This window comes from Burkholderia sp. AU6039, assembly GCF_002223365.1.
Lineage (GTDB): Bacteria > Pseudomonadota > Gammaproteobacteria > Burkholderiales > Burkholderiaceae > Burkholderia.
In genome coordinates, this window is record NZ_NKFK01000005.1 from 1,053,064 (window position 1) to 1,070,051 (window position 16,988).

A 16,988-nucleotide genomic window follows, 5' to 3' on the forward strand; every position below is an offset into this window, starting at 1 on the left:
ACGCGGCGCAGTCAACGCAATCAGGATGCGAACATGTTGAAAGTCACCAAGGCCGTGTTCCCCGTCGCCGGTCTCGGCACGCGGTTCCTCCCGGCAACGAAGGCGAGCCCGAAGGAAATGTTGCCCGTCGTCGACAAGCCGCTGATCCAGTACGCGGTCGAGGAAGCGATCAACGCAGGTATCACCGAGATGATCTTCGTCACCGGGCGCAGCAAGCGCGCGATCGAGGATCACTTCGACAAGTCCTACGAGATCGAGGCCGAGCTCGAGGCGCGCGGCAAGGAAAAGCTGCTCGAACTGGTGCGCGGCATCAAGCCGAGCCACGTGAACTGCTTCTACGTGCGCCAGCCGGAAGCGCTCGGCCTCGGCCACGCGGTGCTGTGCGCGGAGAAGCTGGTGCACGGCGAGCCGTTCGCGGTGATTCTCGCCGACGACCTGCTGCACGGCGAACAGCCGGTGCTCAAGCAGCTCGTCGACGTGTTCGACCACTATCACAGCTCGGTGATCGGGGTCGAGACGATCCCGCGCGAGGACAGCCGCTCGTACGGCGTCGTCGAAGGCCGCGAATGGGAAGAGGACATCATCAAGCTGTCGGGCATCATCGAGAAGCCGGCGCCGGAAGATGCGCCGTCGAATCTCGGCGTGGTCGGCCGCTACGTGTTCATGCCGACGATCTTCGATCACCTGCGCAAGCTCAAGCCGGGCGCCGGCGGCGAGCTGCAGCTGACCGATGCGGTCCAGTCGCTGCTCGCGAACGAGCAGGTGCTCGCGTATCGCTACTACGGCACGCGCTTCGACTGCGGCAGCAAGATCGGCTATCTCAAGGCCACCGTCGAGCTCGCGCTCCAGCATCCGGAAGTGAGCCGCGAATTCGAGGCCTACCTGCGTACCTGCTTGCCCGCGCTGGCTGCTGTCGCCTAAGCAGCCGCGCGCTCCGTTGTTTCAGGTGGTGGTTGTTCCGTTGGCCCCGGCCGCTCGCGCGCCGGGGCTTTTTTGCGTGTGCGGGTGCGCCAGTGCACGATCGCCGTGCGTGCCGCCGGGGTGCGTGTCGTGGCGGATCGGCTTCAGGATCGGGGCTGCGTGCGGAGCGGGGCGCGCCGACGAGCGCGGACGTCACGGCTGAAACCGGTGCCGCGACGGGCGCCCGGATGACAGGATCGGCGGTTCGATTGCGCGATGCGCATCGACGTTCGTGACCGCATCGGTTTTGCCGGCGCTGGTCGATGACGCGACGGCTCGAGTGTTGAGCGTCAGCGCCGGGGTGTGGCGTGAAGCACCGCTTCCCCGCTCGACCGTTGCCGCGTCCGTGCCGTGTTCAACGCGCCGACGTGCTCGGCCGTGCGACGAAATACCGGGCCAGCATCGCGGCGACCGGCTTCTTGAAATCGAGCAGCCGCTTTTCCAGATAGCGCCACGACAGGTGCGCGAGCAGCACGGCGAGCGCGAACTGCAGCATCTCGGGTAGCGTGTCGCGGACGATTTCAGGGATGGCCACGTGCCCGACGTGGGCCGGCAGCACGCCGAAACGCGCCGGAATCAGGTTGTGGAACAGGTAGAAGCCGTAGCTGATCGTGCCGAGATAGGCGAGCGGCGCCCAGTCGAGCAGCGCCACGACCGGATGCTCGGGTTCGCTGACGATCCACAGCAGCAGCGCGCCGAGCGATGCGGACAGGCCGAGATCCGCGAGCCCCGCGAGCGCGTCGGGCAGGGGCATGCAGGCAGGCAGCACGAGGAAGAACACGACGCCGGCCGCGCCGAGCCAGCCGGGCGGAACGCGGCGCACGGCGGCCGCGCCGCGATCGGCGAGCGCCATCGCGCCGACGCCGCCGAGCGCGATCAGCGCGAAATTCCACGGGGAAAACGCATAGATCAGCACCGGCGACGCGTCGCACAGGTAGAGCGCGAGATGCGCGAGCGCGCACAGTGCGATGGCCCCGATGCCGAGCGCGACATGTCGCGCGGCGGGCACCGCGAGCAGCGCGAGCGGTGCGATCAGATAGAACTGCTGTTCAACCGCGAGGCTCCAGAAGTGCGACGTGGAGCCTGGCCAGCCGTCCTTGACGGCGCCGATCCAGTAATTCGACAGGAACGCCGCGTGCCACGCGAGCCCGAGATTGACGCCGCGCTGGTAGAACAGCGCGTGCGCGATCGCGAGCGCGGCGAGCAGCAGGTAATAGACGGGAAAGATCCGCAGCGCGCGTTTCGCGAGGAACAGCGCGAGCGCGTGGCGGCGCGTCATGGTGTCGCGCTCGACCGCCTGGCGGTTGCGATGCAGCTCGCCGACGATCAGGAATCCGCTGATGAGGAAAAACGTCCACACGCCAAGCTTGCCGACGTCGACGGCAAGGACGTGGCCCTTGTGGGACAGGAAAACGAGGATGACGGCGAGGGCTCGCAGGCCGTCGAGTCCTTTGACGTATCTGGCTTCGCGCATGGAGGCATCCGGGCATTGAGCGAGCCCAGTATAGGTGCGCAAATATCGAACGTAATTCGCATTCGGGTGCCTACGTGAAGGCGTTTTTTGATGCTGGAGCGTCGATGAAATCGGTCGCATGCAAAAAAACCTGCGGGAAACCCCGCGAAAACGCATAAAAGTACTGCACGAAGCGTCAAGGCGCTTGTAGAATCCGGCGTTGAAGCGCGCGCGTTGCACGCTTCGTGTATCCAACGACCACACCTGGTAGGAGAAACATGGCGACTTCCGCAAAAAAGGTGGCCAAGAAGGCTGCCGCACCGGCCACCAAGAAAGTGGCTGCCAAAAAGGCTGCGCCCGCGAAGAAAGTAGTGGCCAAGAAGGTTGTCGCGAAGGCGGCACCGGCCGCTCCGACGCCGCTGAAGGACAAGTTCACGAAGGCATCGCTCGCAACGCACATCGCTGAGCGCGCAGCTGTCGAAGTGAAGGCTGTCAAGGCAGTGCTCGTCGCACTCGAGAACGTCGTGCTGGGCTCGGTCCACAAGAAGGGCGCGGGCGAGTTCACGCTGCCGGGTCTGCTGAAGATCACGGCGCAAGTCGTGCCGGCGAAGAAGAAGCGCTTCGGCAAGGATCCGTTCACGGGCGAAGAGCGTTGGTTCCCGGCGAAGCCGGCCAGCGTGCGCGTGAAGGCACGTGCGCTGAAGAAGCTGAAGGACGCGGCAGCGTAATGCTGCGCAGCGGCTGCCGAATGCATGTCGGCAGCCGCTGCGATGTCCGACGATCCCCGCACGCGAAAGCGTGCGGGGATTTTTATTGCGCTGCGCAAATCATGCGGCAGCGAAGCAGCGAAATGGCGGAAGGCCCGGTTCGACGCGTGACGCACGATCGAAGACGCGCCGCGCACGCGCGATGACGAACGGCAATCCGCCGCGCGCTTGCAGCAGATCCGCCGCTGCCCGTCGCGCGCGCTGTGCCGGTTGCGTGCGCATCGCGAGGCACGTGCATCGTGACTGAATGCATTCCCGACGAAATCGCAGCCCAGGTCACCGCCGCGTGCGGCACGATCGAGCGGCATCTCGGCGCGACGCTCACGGCAATCCATCTGTTCGGATCGGCGCTCGACGGCGGACTGAAGCCGCGCAGTGACGTCGACCTGCTGGTGACGGTGTCGGCCCGACCGGACGAATCGACGCGGCACGCACTGATGCTCGACTTGCTGGCCGTGTCGGCGCCGCCTGGTCGCGCCGGCGGCATGCGCGCACTGGAAGTGACCGTCGTCGCACACGATGCGGTCGTGCCGTGGCGTCATCCGGCGCGTCGCGAACTGCAGTTCGGCGAGTGGCTGCGTCACGAGCTCGAGGCCGGCATCGTCGAACCGGCGCGTGTCGATCACGATCTGGCGATCCTGTTGACGAAGGTGCGGCAGCACAGTGTCGTGCTGGTTGGCGCGCCGGCGGCGGTGCTTTTCGAGCAAGTACCCGCACGGGATTTTGTCGCCGCGCTACTGGCGACGGTCGCGCAGTGGAATGCCGAACCGGACTGGCGCGGCGACGCGTGCAACGTGGTGCTCGCGCTCGCGCGCATCTGGTACAGCGCCGCGACCGGCAGGATCGCGCCTAAGGACGTCGCGGCGACATGGGTTCTGGAACGCTTGCCGCAAGCCTGCCGGCCAGTCGTCGCGGCGGCGCGTGCCGCCTATCTCGGCGGCGAGGAAGACGCGGCGATCCTGTCGGGCGAACCCCTTGCCGCATTCATCGGCTACGCGCGGCGAACGGTCGAGTCGATGCTGTCGACGTAGCGGCGGATGCCGCGCGCGTGGCCGGCTTGGGGGGGCGACGCCGATGAAGATCCTCTGCAATGGCGCGGCAGTCGCACGCGCATGCGGTCGAGCCGGATGCCTGTCGGCGACCCGGCGCGTCATCGCGCATGCGCCGTGCGACGTGCTGTCTCGTCAGCCCGCTGTACCCGCGTAGGCGGCCTTCAATGCGGCGTCGTCGAGCTTGATCATCTGCATCATCGCGGCGGCCACGCGCGTGGCCTTGACCGTGTCCCGGTCGGACACCATCGGGATCAGCGTTTCCGGAACGATTTGCCACGACACGCCGTAGCGGTCTCTCAGCCAGCCGCAGGCGTCGGCCGTGCCGCCGCTGTCGAGCAGGGCATGCCAGTAGCGGTCGAGTTCCGCCTGGTCGGCGCAGCTGACCAGCAGCGAGATCGCGTGGTTGAACGTATCGGTGCGCGGGTGGCTCATCGCGAAGAACGGTTGCCCGAACAGCTCGAACTCGACCATCCGCGTGCCGTCGGTGCCGGGCACCGTCGTGACGCGCACGACGCGCGAATCCGGAAAGATGCCCGCATAGAAGGCGGCGGCTTCTTCCGCTTCCGCCGCGTACCAGAGGAAAGGCGTGATCTTCTGAATCGTCATGGCGTATCTCCTGTATGAATGGGGCGATGCGCGAACCGCGTGCCGCCATCGAGACGACGGATGACGATTGCCGAAATCGACACGCGTCGGCACATTGCGATCGCACCGGACGAGCGGTGCCGGCAGTGCGGATGGTAGTCGCCCGGCGGACGGATGGCGACCGGCGAGACGCTTCGCAAACGGTGTTCCCGGCGCTTTGCAGCCGCCAGGCGCCGCTGCTGGCCGGCGGGCATGGGTCGGGCCCGGGTTCCGGTCGCCGGCCCGTGCGGGCGCTGCCGGCACGTAGGAGACGGACGAAAAAAAGCCAGCCGCGGCCGAAACCGGGGCTGGCTTTCCAGGTCGGCGGCAAGGCGTCGGAGACGCCATGCACGCCGGAAACGTACTTCTTAGAACTTGTGACGCAGGCCGAGCGCGACGATTTCCTGCGAGCTCTTGCCGGCGATGCCGTACGAGCCCACCGATGCCTGAGCATCGCTGCCGTCGGCGTTCTTGCCGCTTGCGTGCTGATATGCGCCAACCAGGTAGACGTCGGTACGCTTCGACAGCGAGTAGTCGGCGCCGAGCGAAACCTGATGGTACTTGGCGTCGGTCTGGCCGCTACCCTTCGTGTAGATGTAGCCGAGGCCGAGCAGCAGCGGTGCCGATGCCTGGTACGTGACGAATGCGCGACCCGTGTTGTACTTCTGGTTCGTGCCGAATGCCGAGTTCGCGTCCGCCTTGTACTGCGCGTTGCTGTAGCCGAGGCCGAACGTCACCGGGCCGAATGCATACTGGCCAGCCACTTGAGCGATACCGATCGACGACGACGACGTGTAGGCGTTGTTGATGAACGCGCCCGAACCGTCGAAGATCGCGTCCGACGTGCCGGCCCAGCCGGTGCGCACGCCTGCGGTGCTCAGCGGAGCCGAGTTGTTGGCGTGGAAGTAACCGGCAGCCAGGCCGAGGGGGCCGTTGTTGTAGGCTGCAGCTGCGGCCCACGTCTGGCCCTTGCCCGTTGCGCCGGCGACGCCGCCGAGTGCGTACATGCCTTCGAACTGGAGGCCGCCCCAGACCGGCGACGTGTACTTGATCGCGTTGCTGACGCGCAGGCTGTTGTCGTTGTTGTCGACGTCGCCCGGCGTGGCGAACACGCTGCCGAAGTAGTTGTCAGCCGTGACTGCCTGGACCAGGTCGACCAGCGGGTCGTACTGGCGGCCCAGCGTCAGCGTACCGTACTGGTCGCTTTGCAGGCCGACGAAAGCCTGGCGACCGAACATGCGGCCACCCTGGCCCAGTGCACCCGATGCCGAGTTGAAGCCGTTTTCCAACTGGAAGATCGCCTTCAGGCCGCCACCGAGGTCTTCCGAACCCTTCAGGCCGAAGCGGCTACCTTGCAGGTTGCCGCTACCCATCGACCACGAATTGTTACCTTGACCGTCGTTACCGTGAACATAGGTGATCGACGTATCGATCACGCCGTACAGCGTCACGCTCGATTGAGCGTGAGCAGCGCCAGCGGCGCCCAGCAGGGCGAGCGAGAGGGTCGAGAGAGCGAGTTTCTTCATCGTTGAGTATCTCCACGCAAGTGATTCATCGTTTTTTGTTGCGGATTGGAGAATAGCTCAGTGCCATCGACGCAAGAAAGCTTAAAAAATAAAGTGTCTCGAAAAGGTAACAGCGAGAAAAAGTCCATATATATCAAGTACATCAACGACTGTTTCTGTTTTTGAAAAAGTTGACAATTGCTGCGATGCGATTGTTTCACTAGTTGATGCGCATCGCGGCAGGAAGCCTGTTTCGGCCCGTCCGCACACCGAAACGGAAGCGTGCAAACGTTTGCGGTGGCGACAACGAATGCGCACGCATGCAAGGAACGTGTCAACGCCGCGCGAATGCGCGCGGGCAGCGTGGTTGCAAAGGGCAGACGCGTGTGCGGGGGCGTGCCGCGATGTTGCGGAAGCGGCGCCTCAGTCGTCGTGCGCGCGACCGGTGGGGCGATCGGATTGCGCGGAAGCGCTCGGCGCGGCGGTACCCGGGAGCCGATGCGCGTTGCCGCGGGCGGCCGCGAATTCCGCACCCAGCAGCAGCACGATCGCGGAGAAGTACAGCCACATCAGCAGGACCGCGAACGATCCGGCTGCGCCGAATGCACTTGCGGTGCCCGCACGCGCAAGGTACAGCGCGAACAGCTTCTTGCCGCCGGAGAACAGGATCGCGGACACGATGCCGCCGATCGCGGCGTCACGCCAGGCGACGCGCGCATCGGGCAGGAACTTCATCAGCGACGCGAACGCGCCCGCGAGCACCGCGATCCCGACGAAGAACTGCACGAGGTTCGTGACGATCACGTACGGCGAATTGCCGAGCAGCCAGGTGCCGACGAACGTGATCGCCGTGTCGAGCACGAGCGACACGATCAGCAGGAACGCGACGCCGAGCACGAGCCCGAACGAGATCAGCCGCACGCGCACGAGCCCGAGCATGCTCGACCAGCGGTTCTCGGTGGCCGGCCAGATCACGCTGAGCGCGGCGCTGAGCGACGCGAAGGTGGCCGACGCGCCGATCGCGAGCGCGGCGAACGAGATCAGGGTGGCCAGGCCGCCGCGCTCGCCCGCGCGGTGCGCGTTCTGCACGATCGTCTGGATGCTCGCCGCCGCGTCGTCGCCGATCAGCTGGTGCGCCTGTTCGAACACCTGGCCGCGCGCGGCATCGTCGCCGTAGAACCAGCCGGCCACGGCGATCACCATCACGAGCATCGGCGCGAGCGAGAACGCGGAGAAAAAGGCGATGCCCGCGGCCATCGCGGAGCAGCGGTCGGACGAGAAGCGCTTGAACGCGGTGAGGGCCCAGTTGGCCTGTTCTTGCGCGAGACGGGTGGCTTCGGAGGTGATCTGTCGTTTCATGACGGTTCGGTGGCGCGGGGAACGCGGATCATCGTTGGTAATCAGACAATTCAGTATTGATCCGAGGATTCGAACATAGTTGCGCGAACTGTCTATAATTCCTTTCAGTTTCCTCACCCCCACAATAACGCCGAGACCAGCCATGCTACAAATGTCCCGGCGCCAGTTCCTGAAGGTGACGGCTACGTCGCTTGCCGGATCGAGTCTAGCCCTGATGGGCTTCTCTCCGTCCGAAGCGCTTGCCGAAGTCCGACAGTACAAGCTGGCGCGCACCGTCGAAACGCGCAACACCTGTCCTTACTGTTCAGTGGGTTGCGGCATCCTGATGTACAGCCTCGGAGACGGCGCGAAAAACGCCCAGCCGAGCATCATCCACATCGAAGGCGATCCCGACCATCCCGTCAATCGCGGCACGCTGTGCCCGAAGGGCGCGAGCCTGATCGACTTCATCCACAGCCCGAACCGCCTGACGCACCCCGAGTATCGTGCGCCCGGCTCGGACAAGTGGGAACCGATTTCGTGGAATGACGCGCTCGACCGCATCGCGAAGCTGATGAAGGCCGACCGCGACGCGAACTTCGTCGAGACGGCGGAAGACGGTGCGAAGGTCAACCGATGGCTGACCACCGGCATGCTGGCCGCGTCGGCGGGCAGCAACGAGGTCGGCTACCTGACGCACAAGACCATCCGCAGTCTCGGGATGCTCGCATTCGACAATCAGGCGCGTGTCTGACATGGCCCGACGGTGGCAGGTCTTGCCCCGACGTTTGGCCGTGGAGCGATGACGAACCATTGGGTCGACATCAAGAACGCGGACGTGATTCTCGTGATGGGCGGCAATGCAGCCGAGGCCCATCCGTGCGGTTTCAAGTGGGTAACGGAGGCGAAGGCGCACCGCAAGGCGCGGCTGATCGTCGTCGACCCGCGCTTCACGCGTACGGCCTCGGTGGCCGACTACTACGCGCCGATCCGCACCGGCACCGACATCGTCTTCCTGGGCGGCGTCATCAACTATCTGCTGACGAACGACAAGATCCAGCATGAGTACGTGAAGAACTACACGGACTTCTCGTTCATCGTGCGCGAGGATTTCGCGTTCAACGACGGCATCTATTCCGGCTACGACGCGGAGAAGCACGCGTACCCGGACAAATCGAGCTGGGACTACGAGCGCGGCGACGACGGCTTCGTGAAGGTCGACCCGACGCTGCAGCATCCGCGTTGCGTGTACAACCTGCTGAAGCAGCACTACGCGCGCTATACGCCGGACATGGTCCAGCAGACGTGCGGCACGCCGAAGGAGAAATTCCTGAAGGTGTGCGAGATGCTCGCGACCACGGCCGTTCCCGGCCGCGCCGGCACGGTGCTGTACGCGCTCGGCTGGACGCACCACTCGATCGGCGCGCAGATCATCCGCACCGGTGCGATGGTGCAGCTGCTGCTCGGCAACATCGGCATCGCCGGCGGCGGGATGAACGCGCTGCGCGGCCACTCGAACATCCAGGGGTTGACCGACCTCGGGCTGATGTCGAACCTGCTGCCGGGCTACATGACGCTGCCGATGCAGGCCGAGCAGGATTTCGACGGCTACATCAAGAAGCGCGTGCAGCTGCCGCTGCGGCCGAACCAGTTGAGCTACTGGAAGAACTACAAGGCCTTCCACGTGAGCTTCATGAAGTCCTGGTGGGGCGATGCGGCGACCGCCGAGAACAACTGGGGTTATGACTACCTGCCGAAGCTGGACAAGCAGTACGACCTGCTGCAGGTGATCGAGCTGATGAATGCCGGCAAGATGAACGGCTACATCTGCCAGGGCTTCAACCCGCTTGCGGCGTCGCCGTCGAAGGTGAAGACGGCGGCCGGGCTCGCGAAGCTGAAGTGGCTCGTGATCATGGACCCGCTCGCCACCGAAACCTCCGAGTTCTGGAAGCATCACGGCGACTACAACGACGTCGATTCGTCGAAGATCCAGACCGAGGTGTTCCGTCTGCCGACCACGTGCTTCGCGGAGGAAAACGGTTCGCTCGTGAGTTCGAGCCGCGTGCTGCAATGGCACTGGAAGGGCGCGGAGCCGCCGGGCGAGGCGCGCAGCGATCTCGAGATCATGTCGGGGCTGTTCCTGCGCATGCGCAAGATGTACCAGACGGACGGCGGCAAGTATCCGGATCCGATCGTCAACCTGACCTGGCCGTACGCGAACCCGGAAAGCCCGACGCCCGAAGAGCTCGCGATGGAGTTCAACGGCAAGGCGCTCGCCGATCTGCCCGATCCGAAGGATCCGGCCAAGACGCTCGTGAAGAAGGGCGAGCAGCTGGCCGCGTTCGCGCAGTTGAAGGACGACGGCACGACCGCGAGCGGCTGCTGGATCTTCTGCGGTGCGTGGACGCAGGCCGGCAACCAGATGGGGCGGCGCGACAACTCTGACCCGACCGGCATCGGCCAGACGCTGAACTGGGCGTGGGCCTGGCCGGCGAACCGGCGGATCCTGTACAACCGCGCGTCGTGCGACGTTGCCGGCAAGCCGTTCGACCCGACCCGCAAGCTGATCGGCTGGAACGGCAGCGCGTGGAAGGGGGCCGACATTCCCGACTTCAAGGCGGACGAATCGCCCGAAAACGGGATGGGGCCGTTCATCATGAACCCGGAAGGTGTCGCACGCTTCTTCGCCCGGGCGGGGATGAACGAAGGTCCGTTCCCCGAGCACTACGAGCCGTTCGAGACGCCGCTCGACGCGAACCCGCTGCACCCGAACAACCCGCAGGCGCTGAACAACCCGGCTGCCCGCGTGTTCCCGGACGACCGCGCGTCGTTCGGCAAGGTGGCGGAGTTCCCGCACGTGGCGACGACGTACCGGCTCACCGAGCACTTCCACTACTGGACCAAGCATGCACGGCTGAACTCGATCATCCAGCCCGAGCAATTCGTCGAGATCGGCGAAGACCTCGCGAAGGAAGTCGGCGTCGCGCATGGCGAGCGCGTGAAGGTGTCGTCCAAGCGCGGCTACATCATCGCGGTCGCGCTCGTCACGAAGCGGATCAAGCCGCTGACGGTCGACGGCAAGAAGGTCCAGACGGTCGGCGTCCCGTTGCACTGGGGCTTCAAGGGTCTGACGAAGCCCGGCTATCTCGCCAATACCCTGACTCCGTCCGTGGGTGACGGCAACTCCTATACACCGGAATTCAAGTCGTTCCTGGTGAAGGTCGAAAAGGCGTAAGGGGAAAGAGATGGCATTGCAATCGCTGGATATCAAGCGCGTCTCGGCCACCACGACGCCACCGCCCACGGTGCGCGAACCGGTGACCGGGAGTGTCGCGAAGCTGATCGACGTATCGAAGTGCATCGGCTGCAAGGCATGCCAGACGGCATGCATGGAGTGGAACGACCTGCGTGACGAGGTCGGCACCAACGTCGGCGTGTACGACAACCCGGCCGACCTGACCGAGCACTCGTGGACGGTGATGCGGTTCTCCGAATACGAGAACCCGGCCGGTGACCTCGAGTGGCTGATCCGCAAGGACGGCTGCATGCACTGCGAGGATCCGGGCTGCCTGAAGGCGTGTCCGTCGCCGGGCGCGATCGTGCAGTACAACAACGGGATCGTCGATTTCCACGAGGAGAACTGCATCGGTTGCGGCTATTGCGTGACCGGCTGCCCGTTCAACGTTCCTCGGATCTCGAAGAAGGATCATCGCGCATACAAGTGCACGCTCTGTTCCGACCGCGTCGCGGTCGGCCAGGAACCGGCCTGCGTGAAGACCTGCCCGACGGGCGCGATCGTGTTCGGCACCAAGGAGGACATGAAGCAGCACGCGGCCGAGCGGATCGAGGACCTGAAGGAGCGCGGCTTCGAGCATGCGGGGCTGTACGACCCGCAGGGCGTCGGCGGCACGCACGTGATGTACGTGCTGCACCACGCGGACAAGCCGTCGCTGTACCACGGGCTGCCCGACAATCCGTCGATCAGCCCGATGGTGAAGCTGTGGAAGGGCATCGCGAAACCGCTCGCGGTGGCCGGCATCGCGCTGACCGCGCTTGCCGGGTTCTTCCACTATGTCCGGGTCGGTCCGAACGAGGTGAGCGACGAAGAGGAACAGGCCGCGCGCGACGAGGCGCGACGCATCAAGGAGGACGCGAAATGAACCACGACGACCCCAACCTGATCGTCCGCTACTCGGCGAACGAGCGCACGAACCACTGGATCACCGCGATCACGTTCGTGCTGCTCGCGCTGTCCGGGCTCGCGCTGTTTCATCCGTCGATGTTCTGGCTGACCGCGCTGTTCGGCGGCGGCCAGTGGACGCGGATCCTGCATCCGTTCGTCGGCCTCGTGATGTTCGTGTCGTTCGCGATCCTGGTGGTGCGCTTCTGGCACCACAACGCGCTCGACGCGGACGATCGCCAGTGGCTCAAGCAGATCGGCGACGTGCTGACCAACCAGGAAGACAAGCTGCCGCCGGTCGGGCGCTATAACGCCGGGCAGAAGCTGCTATTCTTTACGTTGGTCGCGTGCCTGCTGCTGCTCCTGCTGTCGGGAGTCGTGATCTGGCGGCGCTACTTCTCGTTCTACTTCCCGATCGGGGTGATCCGCGCGGCCGCTGTCGTGCATGCCGTGGCGGCCTTCGTGCTGATCGCGAGCATCATCGTGCACATTTACGCGGCGTTGTGGGTGAAGGGCTCGATCGGCGCGATGGTGCGCGGCACCGTCACGCTGGGCTGGGCTCGCAAGCATCACCCGAAGTGGTTCCGTGAAAGCGTGAAATAACGCACCGGAGCGGGGCGGCTCGCCGATCGCGGCGGGCTGCTCCGTCAGCCGTCGGAATCGCCTGAAGCGCCGACCTGTCGGCGCTTGTTTATTTGGAAGATATATTTGTGACACAACGCATCCTCGAACCGACCGAGATCTCGACCCTCGATCATTCGGCCATCCCGCGCTTTCGCCTGCCGGAGCGCGCCACCGCGTTCTCGGCGCGCGCCGCGCGGCTGCGCAAGCTGGCCGACCTGAACCCGATCAGCGGCTACCTGCGGCTGATGGCCACCGTCGCCGATGCGCAGCACGCGACGCTGCAAACGCTCGAACTGCCGCTGCCGTCGAAGGAAGCGATCGCGCGTGCGCAGGAGCATTCGATGCCGCTCGTGCCGGCCCTCGACGGCGAGCGCGATCCGCGCTGGCGCGCGGTGCTGTACGAACTGCTCGACCGCGTCGAAGGCGCCGGGCTCGTCAACCCGCAGCTCGCGAAGCTGCTCGACCGGCTGCGCCTGATGGCGCCCGCCGAACTCGACGCGCAAGCCGACGCGATCCTCGCGCTGCGTTTCGCCGAAGTCGACCCGGCTACCGCGCCGTTCCTGATGGCCGCGCTGCAGGTCGTCTGGACGGATCTCGCCAGCCGCGTTCCGCCGGCCGACGTCCCGTATCTCGACCAGCCGGGGCTGTGCCCCGTGTGCGGCACGCATCCGGTCGCGAGCGTCGTGCGGGTCGGCGGCCAGTACCAGGGCTACCGTTTCCTGCAATGCGGGCTGTGCACGACCGAGTGGCACATGGTGCGCACGAAGTGCTCGCACTGCGATTCGACGAAAGGCATCGCCTATCACGGGATCGAGGGCGGCAGCGAAGCCGTCAAGGCCGAATCGTGCGACGAGTGCAAGACCTATCGCAAGATCGGCTATCAGGACAAGGACTACGAGTTCGAGCCGCTGGCGGACGATCTCGCGAGTCTCACGCTCGACCTGCTGATGAACGAAGCCGGCTACCAGCGCAGTTCACCGAACCCGCTGCTGTGGCCGGATGTCTCGCGGGACGCGAATTGACGGCACGGGCCGGGGGGACGGTGCGCGCGCACCGGCGCCGGCCCGCTGCGAAGCATGAGACTGGAGCCACAACGACGTGACCGAACCCGGTGTGAATGAACTGAATGCGGTACTGGCGCGCGTGCCGTCCGTCGAGCGCGTGCTGTCGTCGGCGCCGCTGCAACCGCTCATCGCGGACTACGGCCGCACGCGCGTGCTGAACGCCGTGCGTGCCGAGCTCGAACGCTGGCGTACCGCCGCGCAACATGATCCGGCGGCGGCCGAGCCGCTCGACGAGCCGCGCATCGCCGCGGCCGTCGCGCGCGCGCTGGCCGCGCAGAGCGCGGGCGCGGTGCGCGCCGTGTTCAACCTGACCGGCACCGTGCTGCACACGAACCTCGGGCGCGCGCTGTTGCCCGACGACGCGGTGCGCGCGGTGGTCGACGTGCTGACGCGGCCGGTCAACCTCGAATTCGATCTCGCCACGGGCCGCCGCGGCGATCGCGACGACCTGATCGACGATCTGCTGTGCGAACTGACGGGCGCGGAAGCCGCGACCGTCGTCAACAACAACGCGGCGGCCGTGCTGCTGGCGCTGTCGGCGCTGGCGACGAAGCGGGAAGTCGTCGTGTCGCGCGGCGAGCTGGTCGAGATCGGCGGCGCATTCCGCATTCCCGACATCATGAGCCGCGCGGGCGCCAGGCTGCGCGAGGTCGGCACCACCAACCGCACCCATCTGCGCGACTACGCGGAAGCCATCGGCCCGCGCACCGCGCTGCTGATGAAGGTGCATTGCAGCAACTACGCGATCAGCGGCTTCACGAAGGAGGCGACGCTCGCCGAACTCGCGCCGCTCGCGCGCGAGCACGGGCTGCCGGTGGCCGTCGATCTCGGCAGCGGCACGCTCGCCGACCTGTCGCAATGGGGCCTGCCGCACGAGACGACCGTGCAGGAAACCGTCGCCGCCGGCGCAAACGTTGTCACGTTCAGCGGCGACAAGCTGCTCGGCGGGCCGCAGGCCGGCCTGATCGTCGGCGATCGCGCGCTGATCACGAAGATCAAGAAACATCCGCTCAAGCGCGCGCTGCGCGTCGGCAAGCTGACGCTCGCGGCGCTCGAGCCGGTGCTGCGCCTCTACCAGTCGCCCGAATTCCTGCGTGACCGGCTCACCACGCTGCGGCTGCTGACGCGCCCGCAGCGCGAGATCGCCGAGGCCGCCGAGCGCGTGCGTCCAGCGCTGCAGGCCGCGCTCGGCAGCGGTTTCGACGTGACGGTCGAGCCGATGTTCAGCCAGATCGGCAGCGGCGCGCTGCCGGTCGACCAGTTGCCGAGCGCCGGGCTCGTCGTGCGCACGGCGGACGGCAAGCGCGGCGGCCGTGCACTGGCGCAGCTCGAGAAACGGCTGCGCGAATGGCCGCGCCCGGTGATCGGCCGCGTCGCCGACAATGCACTGCGGCTCGACCTGCGCTGCCTCGAAGCCGCCGACGAGGCTGTGTTCGTCGCGCAATGCGTGCCGCTCGCGGGGCCCGCTGCATGATCGTCGGTACCGCGGGGCACATCGACCACGGCAAGACGACGCTGGTGCGCGCGCTGACGGGCGTCGATACCGATCGCCTGAAGGAAGAGAAGGCGCGCGGCATCTCGATCGAACTCGGTTACGCGTATACGCCGCTCGACAACGGCGACGTGCTCGGCCTGATCGACGTGCCGGGCCACGAGAAGCTGATTCATACGATGGCGGCCGGCGCATGCGGGATCGACTTCGCGCTGCTCGTGATTGCCGCCGACGACGGCGTGATGCCGCAGACGCGCGAGCATCTCGCGATCCTGCAGCTGCTCGGCGTCACGCATGGCGCCGTCGCGCTGACGAAGTGCGATCGCGTCGATGCCGCACGCGTGGCCGAAGTGCGTGACGAGATCGCCACGTGGCTGAACGACTCGACGCTGGCCGGCGTGCCGATTTTCGAAACGCGGGCGACGGCGGTGGACGATCCGGGCGTCGCCGCGTTGAAGCGTTACCTGGCGGACGCGGCGATCGCGTGGCGCGCCCGCCGCGACGACGGGCTGTTCCGGCTCGCGGTCGATCGCGTGTTCACGCTCGCGGGGCAGGGTACCGTCGTGACGGGCACCGCGTTCGCGGGTCGCGTCGCGACCGGCGACACGCTCGCGATCGTGCGCACGGGCGGCGCGGCGCGCGTGCGCAGCATCCATGCGCAGAACCGGCCGGTCGAGGCCGGCCGGGCGGGCGAGCGTTGCGCGCTGAATCTGGCCGGAGTCGACAAGGCCGACGTCGAGCGAGGCGACACCGTCGCCGATGCGCGGCTCGTCGCGACGTCGCCGCGTCTCGACGTCGAGCTGACGCTGCTCGCGGATGCGGGGCTCACGCTGACGCACTGGGCGCCGCTGCACGTGCATCTCGGCACGTTGCATCGCGTCGCGCATGTCGCGCTGTTAGACGGCGATACGCTCGCGGCCGGCCAGCGGATGCGCGTGCAACTCGTATTCGACGAGCCGGTGTTTGCGCTGCCGGGCGACCGGTTCATCGTCCGCAATCCGCAGGCGACGCGCACGGTCGGCGGCGGCCGCGTGCTCGATCCGTTCGGGCCGGCGCGCAAGCGTCGTACGCCTGCGCGCCGCGCATGGCTCGACGCGCTGGCCGAATGGCTCGATGCAGGCCGCCTCGATGCGCTGCTCGCGCAGGCGCCGCTCGGCATCCCGCGCGCGATGCTCACGCACCTGACGGGTTTCGCGCCGAATGCGCTGGCATTGCCGGAAGACGCGCTGGCGATCGGGCAGCGCGACGCCGCGTCGAACGACGGCGCGGTGATTGCCCAGGCGCACTGGCGCGCGCTGCAGACGCGGGCAATCGATACGCTGCGCGCGTATCACGAGCGCATGCCCGACGAGCAGGGGCTCGACGCCGCGCGGTTGCGGCGGATGGCCGCGCCGCTCGCCGGCGATGCGCTGTGGCGCGCGCTCGTCGATGCGCTGGTGGCCGGCGGCGAAGTCGCGCGAAGCGGGCCGTGGCTGCATCTGCCGTCGCATTCGGTGAGCCTCGAGCCGCGCGAGGAGGCGCTGGCGCAGCAACTGCTGCCGCTGATTCATGCGGGGCGCTTCGATCCGCCGTGGGTGCGCGACCTGGCCCGTGATACGGGCGCGGCCGAGGACGCGGTGCGCGCGTTGCTGCGCAAGCTCGCGCGGCGCGGTGACGTACACCAGGTCGTGCGCGACCTGTTCTATCACGCGGGTGTGGTGCGCGAGCTGGCGGAACTGGTCGCGCATCTCGCGCCGTCGCGCGAGGGCGGGCTCGATGCGGCGACGTTCCGCGATGCGACGGGGCTCGGCCGCAAGCGCGCGATCCAGATTCTCGAGTTCTTCGACCGGGTTGGGTATACTCGCTTCCACCGCGATCTTCACCTCCTGCGGCCTGACAGCGGTTGGGCGGGTATTCAGGCGTAGGCGCTCGTTGTTCTTTGGGTTCTTT

Annotated in this window: 13 protein-coding genes; 9 read left to right on the forward strand and 4 right to left on the reverse strand. The window is 66.6% G+C overall.

Annotated elements, in window-relative coordinates; translation table 11 throughout:
• The first annotated feature begins 33 nt into the window (after positions 1-33).
• Positions 34-921 carry a UTP--glucose-1-phosphate uridylyltransferase GalU gene (galU, locus tag CFB39_RS22560; RefSeq protein WP_011548079.1) on the forward strand — a complete coding sequence of 296 codons (888 nt, stop codon included), beginning with the start codon at positions 34-36 and terminating at the stop codon, positions 919-921.
• 394 nt (positions 922-1,315) lie between these two features.
• Here the strand turns inward: galU and CFB39_RS22565 are convergent, their stop codons facing one another.
• Positions 1,316-2,434: an acyltransferase gene (locus CFB39_RS22565; protein ID WP_089474495.1), complete on the reverse strand. Its 1,119-nt coding sequence runs from the start codon at positions 2,432-2,434 to the stop codon at positions 1,316-1,318.
• A gap of 257 nt (positions 2,435-2,691) precedes the next feature.
• Between CFB39_RS22565 and CFB39_RS22575 the strand changes: the two genes are divergently transcribed.
• Positions 2,692-3,141: an HU family DNA-binding protein gene (locus tag CFB39_RS22575; RefSeq protein ID WP_011355701.1), complete on the forward strand. Its 450-nt coding sequence runs from the start codon at positions 2,692-2,694 to the stop codon at positions 3,139-3,141.
• Positions 3,142-3,419: 278 nt separating this feature from the next.
• Positions 3,420-4,211 carry an AadA family aminoglycoside 3''-O-nucleotidyltransferase gene (locus CFB39_RS22580; protein ID WP_089474496.1) on the forward strand — a complete coding sequence of 264 codons (792 nt, stop codon included), beginning with the start codon at positions 3,420-3,422 and terminating at the stop codon, positions 4,209-4,211.
• Positions 4,212-4,364: 153 nt separating this feature from the next.
• Here the strand turns inward: CFB39_RS22580 and CFB39_RS22585 are convergent, their stop codons facing one another.
• The 3 genes from CFB39_RS22585 to CFB39_RS40900 form a co-directional block, all read right to left on the reverse strand.
• The gene (locus CFB39_RS22585; RefSeq protein ID WP_089474497.1) at positions 4,365-4,838 is read right to left on the reverse strand and encodes a VOC family protein; all 474 of its coding nucleotides are present in this window, start codon (positions 4,836-4,838) and stop codon (positions 4,365-4,367) included.
• 386 nt (positions 4,839-5,224) lie between these two features.
• Complete coding sequence (locus CFB39_RS40895) at positions 5,225-6,382, reverse strand: porin (RefSeq protein WP_089427923.1); 1,158 nt, start codon at positions 6,380-6,382, stop codon at positions 5,225-5,227.
• A gap of 402 nt (positions 6,383-6,784) precedes the next feature.
• Complete coding sequence (locus tag CFB39_RS40900) at positions 6,785-7,720, reverse strand: YihY/virulence factor BrkB family protein (RefSeq protein WP_089474498.1); 936 nt, start codon at positions 7,718-7,720, stop codon at positions 6,785-6,787.
• A gap of 142 nt (positions 7,721-7,862) precedes the next feature.
• Between CFB39_RS40900 and fdnG the strand changes: the two genes are divergently transcribed.
• From fdnG to selB, 6 genes are all read left to right on the forward strand, one after another.
• Complete coding sequence (gene fdnG, locus CFB39_RS22605) at positions 7,863-10,934, forward strand: formate dehydrogenase-N subunit alpha (protein ID WP_144030301.1); 3,072 nt, start codon at positions 7,863-7,865, stop codon at positions 10,932-10,934.
• Between the two features lie 10 nt (positions 10,935-10,944).
• The gene (gene fdxH, locus CFB39_RS22610; protein WP_011355694.1) at positions 10,945-11,859 is read left to right on the forward strand and encodes a formate dehydrogenase subunit beta; all 915 of its coding nucleotides are present in this window, start codon (positions 10,945-10,947) and stop codon (positions 11,857-11,859) included.
• Positions 11,856-12,482, forward strand: coding sequence for a formate dehydrogenase subunit gamma (locus tag CFB39_RS22615; RefSeq protein WP_011355693.1), 627 nt, complete (start codon positions 11,856-11,858; stop codon positions 12,480-12,482). Before fdxH ends, CFB39_RS22615 begins: the two co-directional genes overlap by 4 nt.
• 107 nt (positions 12,483-12,589) lie before the next feature.
• Positions 12,590-13,525, forward strand: coding sequence for a formate dehydrogenase accessory protein FdhE (gene fdhE, locus CFB39_RS22620; RefSeq protein WP_179250128.1), 936 nt, complete (start codon positions 12,590-12,592; stop codon positions 13,523-13,525).
• A gap of 76 nt (positions 13,526-13,601) precedes the next feature.
• On the forward strand, positions 13,602-15,041 hold the full coding sequence (selA, locus tag CFB39_RS22625; RefSeq protein ID WP_089474500.1) for an L-seryl-tRNA(Sec) selenium transferase: 1,440 nt from the start codon (positions 13,602-13,604) through the stop codon (positions 15,039-15,041).
• Positions 15,038-16,963, forward strand: coding sequence for a selenocysteine-specific translation elongation factor (gene selB, locus CFB39_RS22630; RefSeq protein WP_089475633.1), 1,926 nt, complete (start codon positions 15,038-15,040; stop codon positions 16,961-16,963). Before selA ends, selB begins: the two co-directional genes overlap by 4 nt.
• The last annotated feature ends 25 nt before the right edge of the window (positions 16,964-16,988 follow it).

What these genes read in the sequence shown, in the direction of transcription:
- CFB39_RS22615 (WP_011355693.1), top strand. Translation starts at nt 11,856, where the DNA reads ATGAACCACGACGACCCCAACCTGATCGTCCGCTACTCGGCGAACGAG.
- CFB39_RS22575 (WP_011355701.1), top strand. Translation starts at nt 2,692, where the DNA reads ATGGCGACTTCCGCAAAAAAGGTGGCCAAGAAGGCTGCCGCACCGGCC.
- CFB39_RS40900 (WP_089474498.1), bottom strand. Translation starts at nt 7,720, where the DNA reads ATGAAACGACAGATCACCTCCGAAGCCACCCGTCTCGCGCAAGAACAG.
- galU (WP_011548079.1), top strand. Translation starts at nt 34, where the DNA reads ATGTTGAAAGTCACCAAGGCCGTGTTCCCCGTCGCCGGTCTCGGCACG.
- CFB39_RS22565 (WP_089474495.1), bottom strand. Translation starts at nt 2,434, where the DNA reads ATGCGCGAAGCCAGATACGTCAAAGGACTCGACGGCCTGCGAGCCCTC.
- selB (WP_089475633.1), top strand. Translation starts at nt 15,038, where the DNA reads ATGATCGTCGGTACCGCGGGGCACATCGACCACGGCAAGACGACGCTG.
- CFB39_RS22585 (WP_089474497.1), bottom strand. Translation starts at nt 4,838, where the DNA reads ATGACGATTCAGAAGATCACGCCTTTCCTCTGGTACGCGGCGGAAGCG.
- fdxH (WP_011355694.1), top strand. Translation starts at nt 10,945, where the DNA reads ATGGCATTGCAATCGCTGGATATCAAGCGCGTCTCGGCCACCACGACG.
- CFB39_RS40895 (WP_089427923.1), bottom strand. Translation starts at nt 6,382, where the DNA reads ATGAAGAAACTCGCTCTCTCGACCCTCTCGCTCGCCCTGCTGGGCGCC.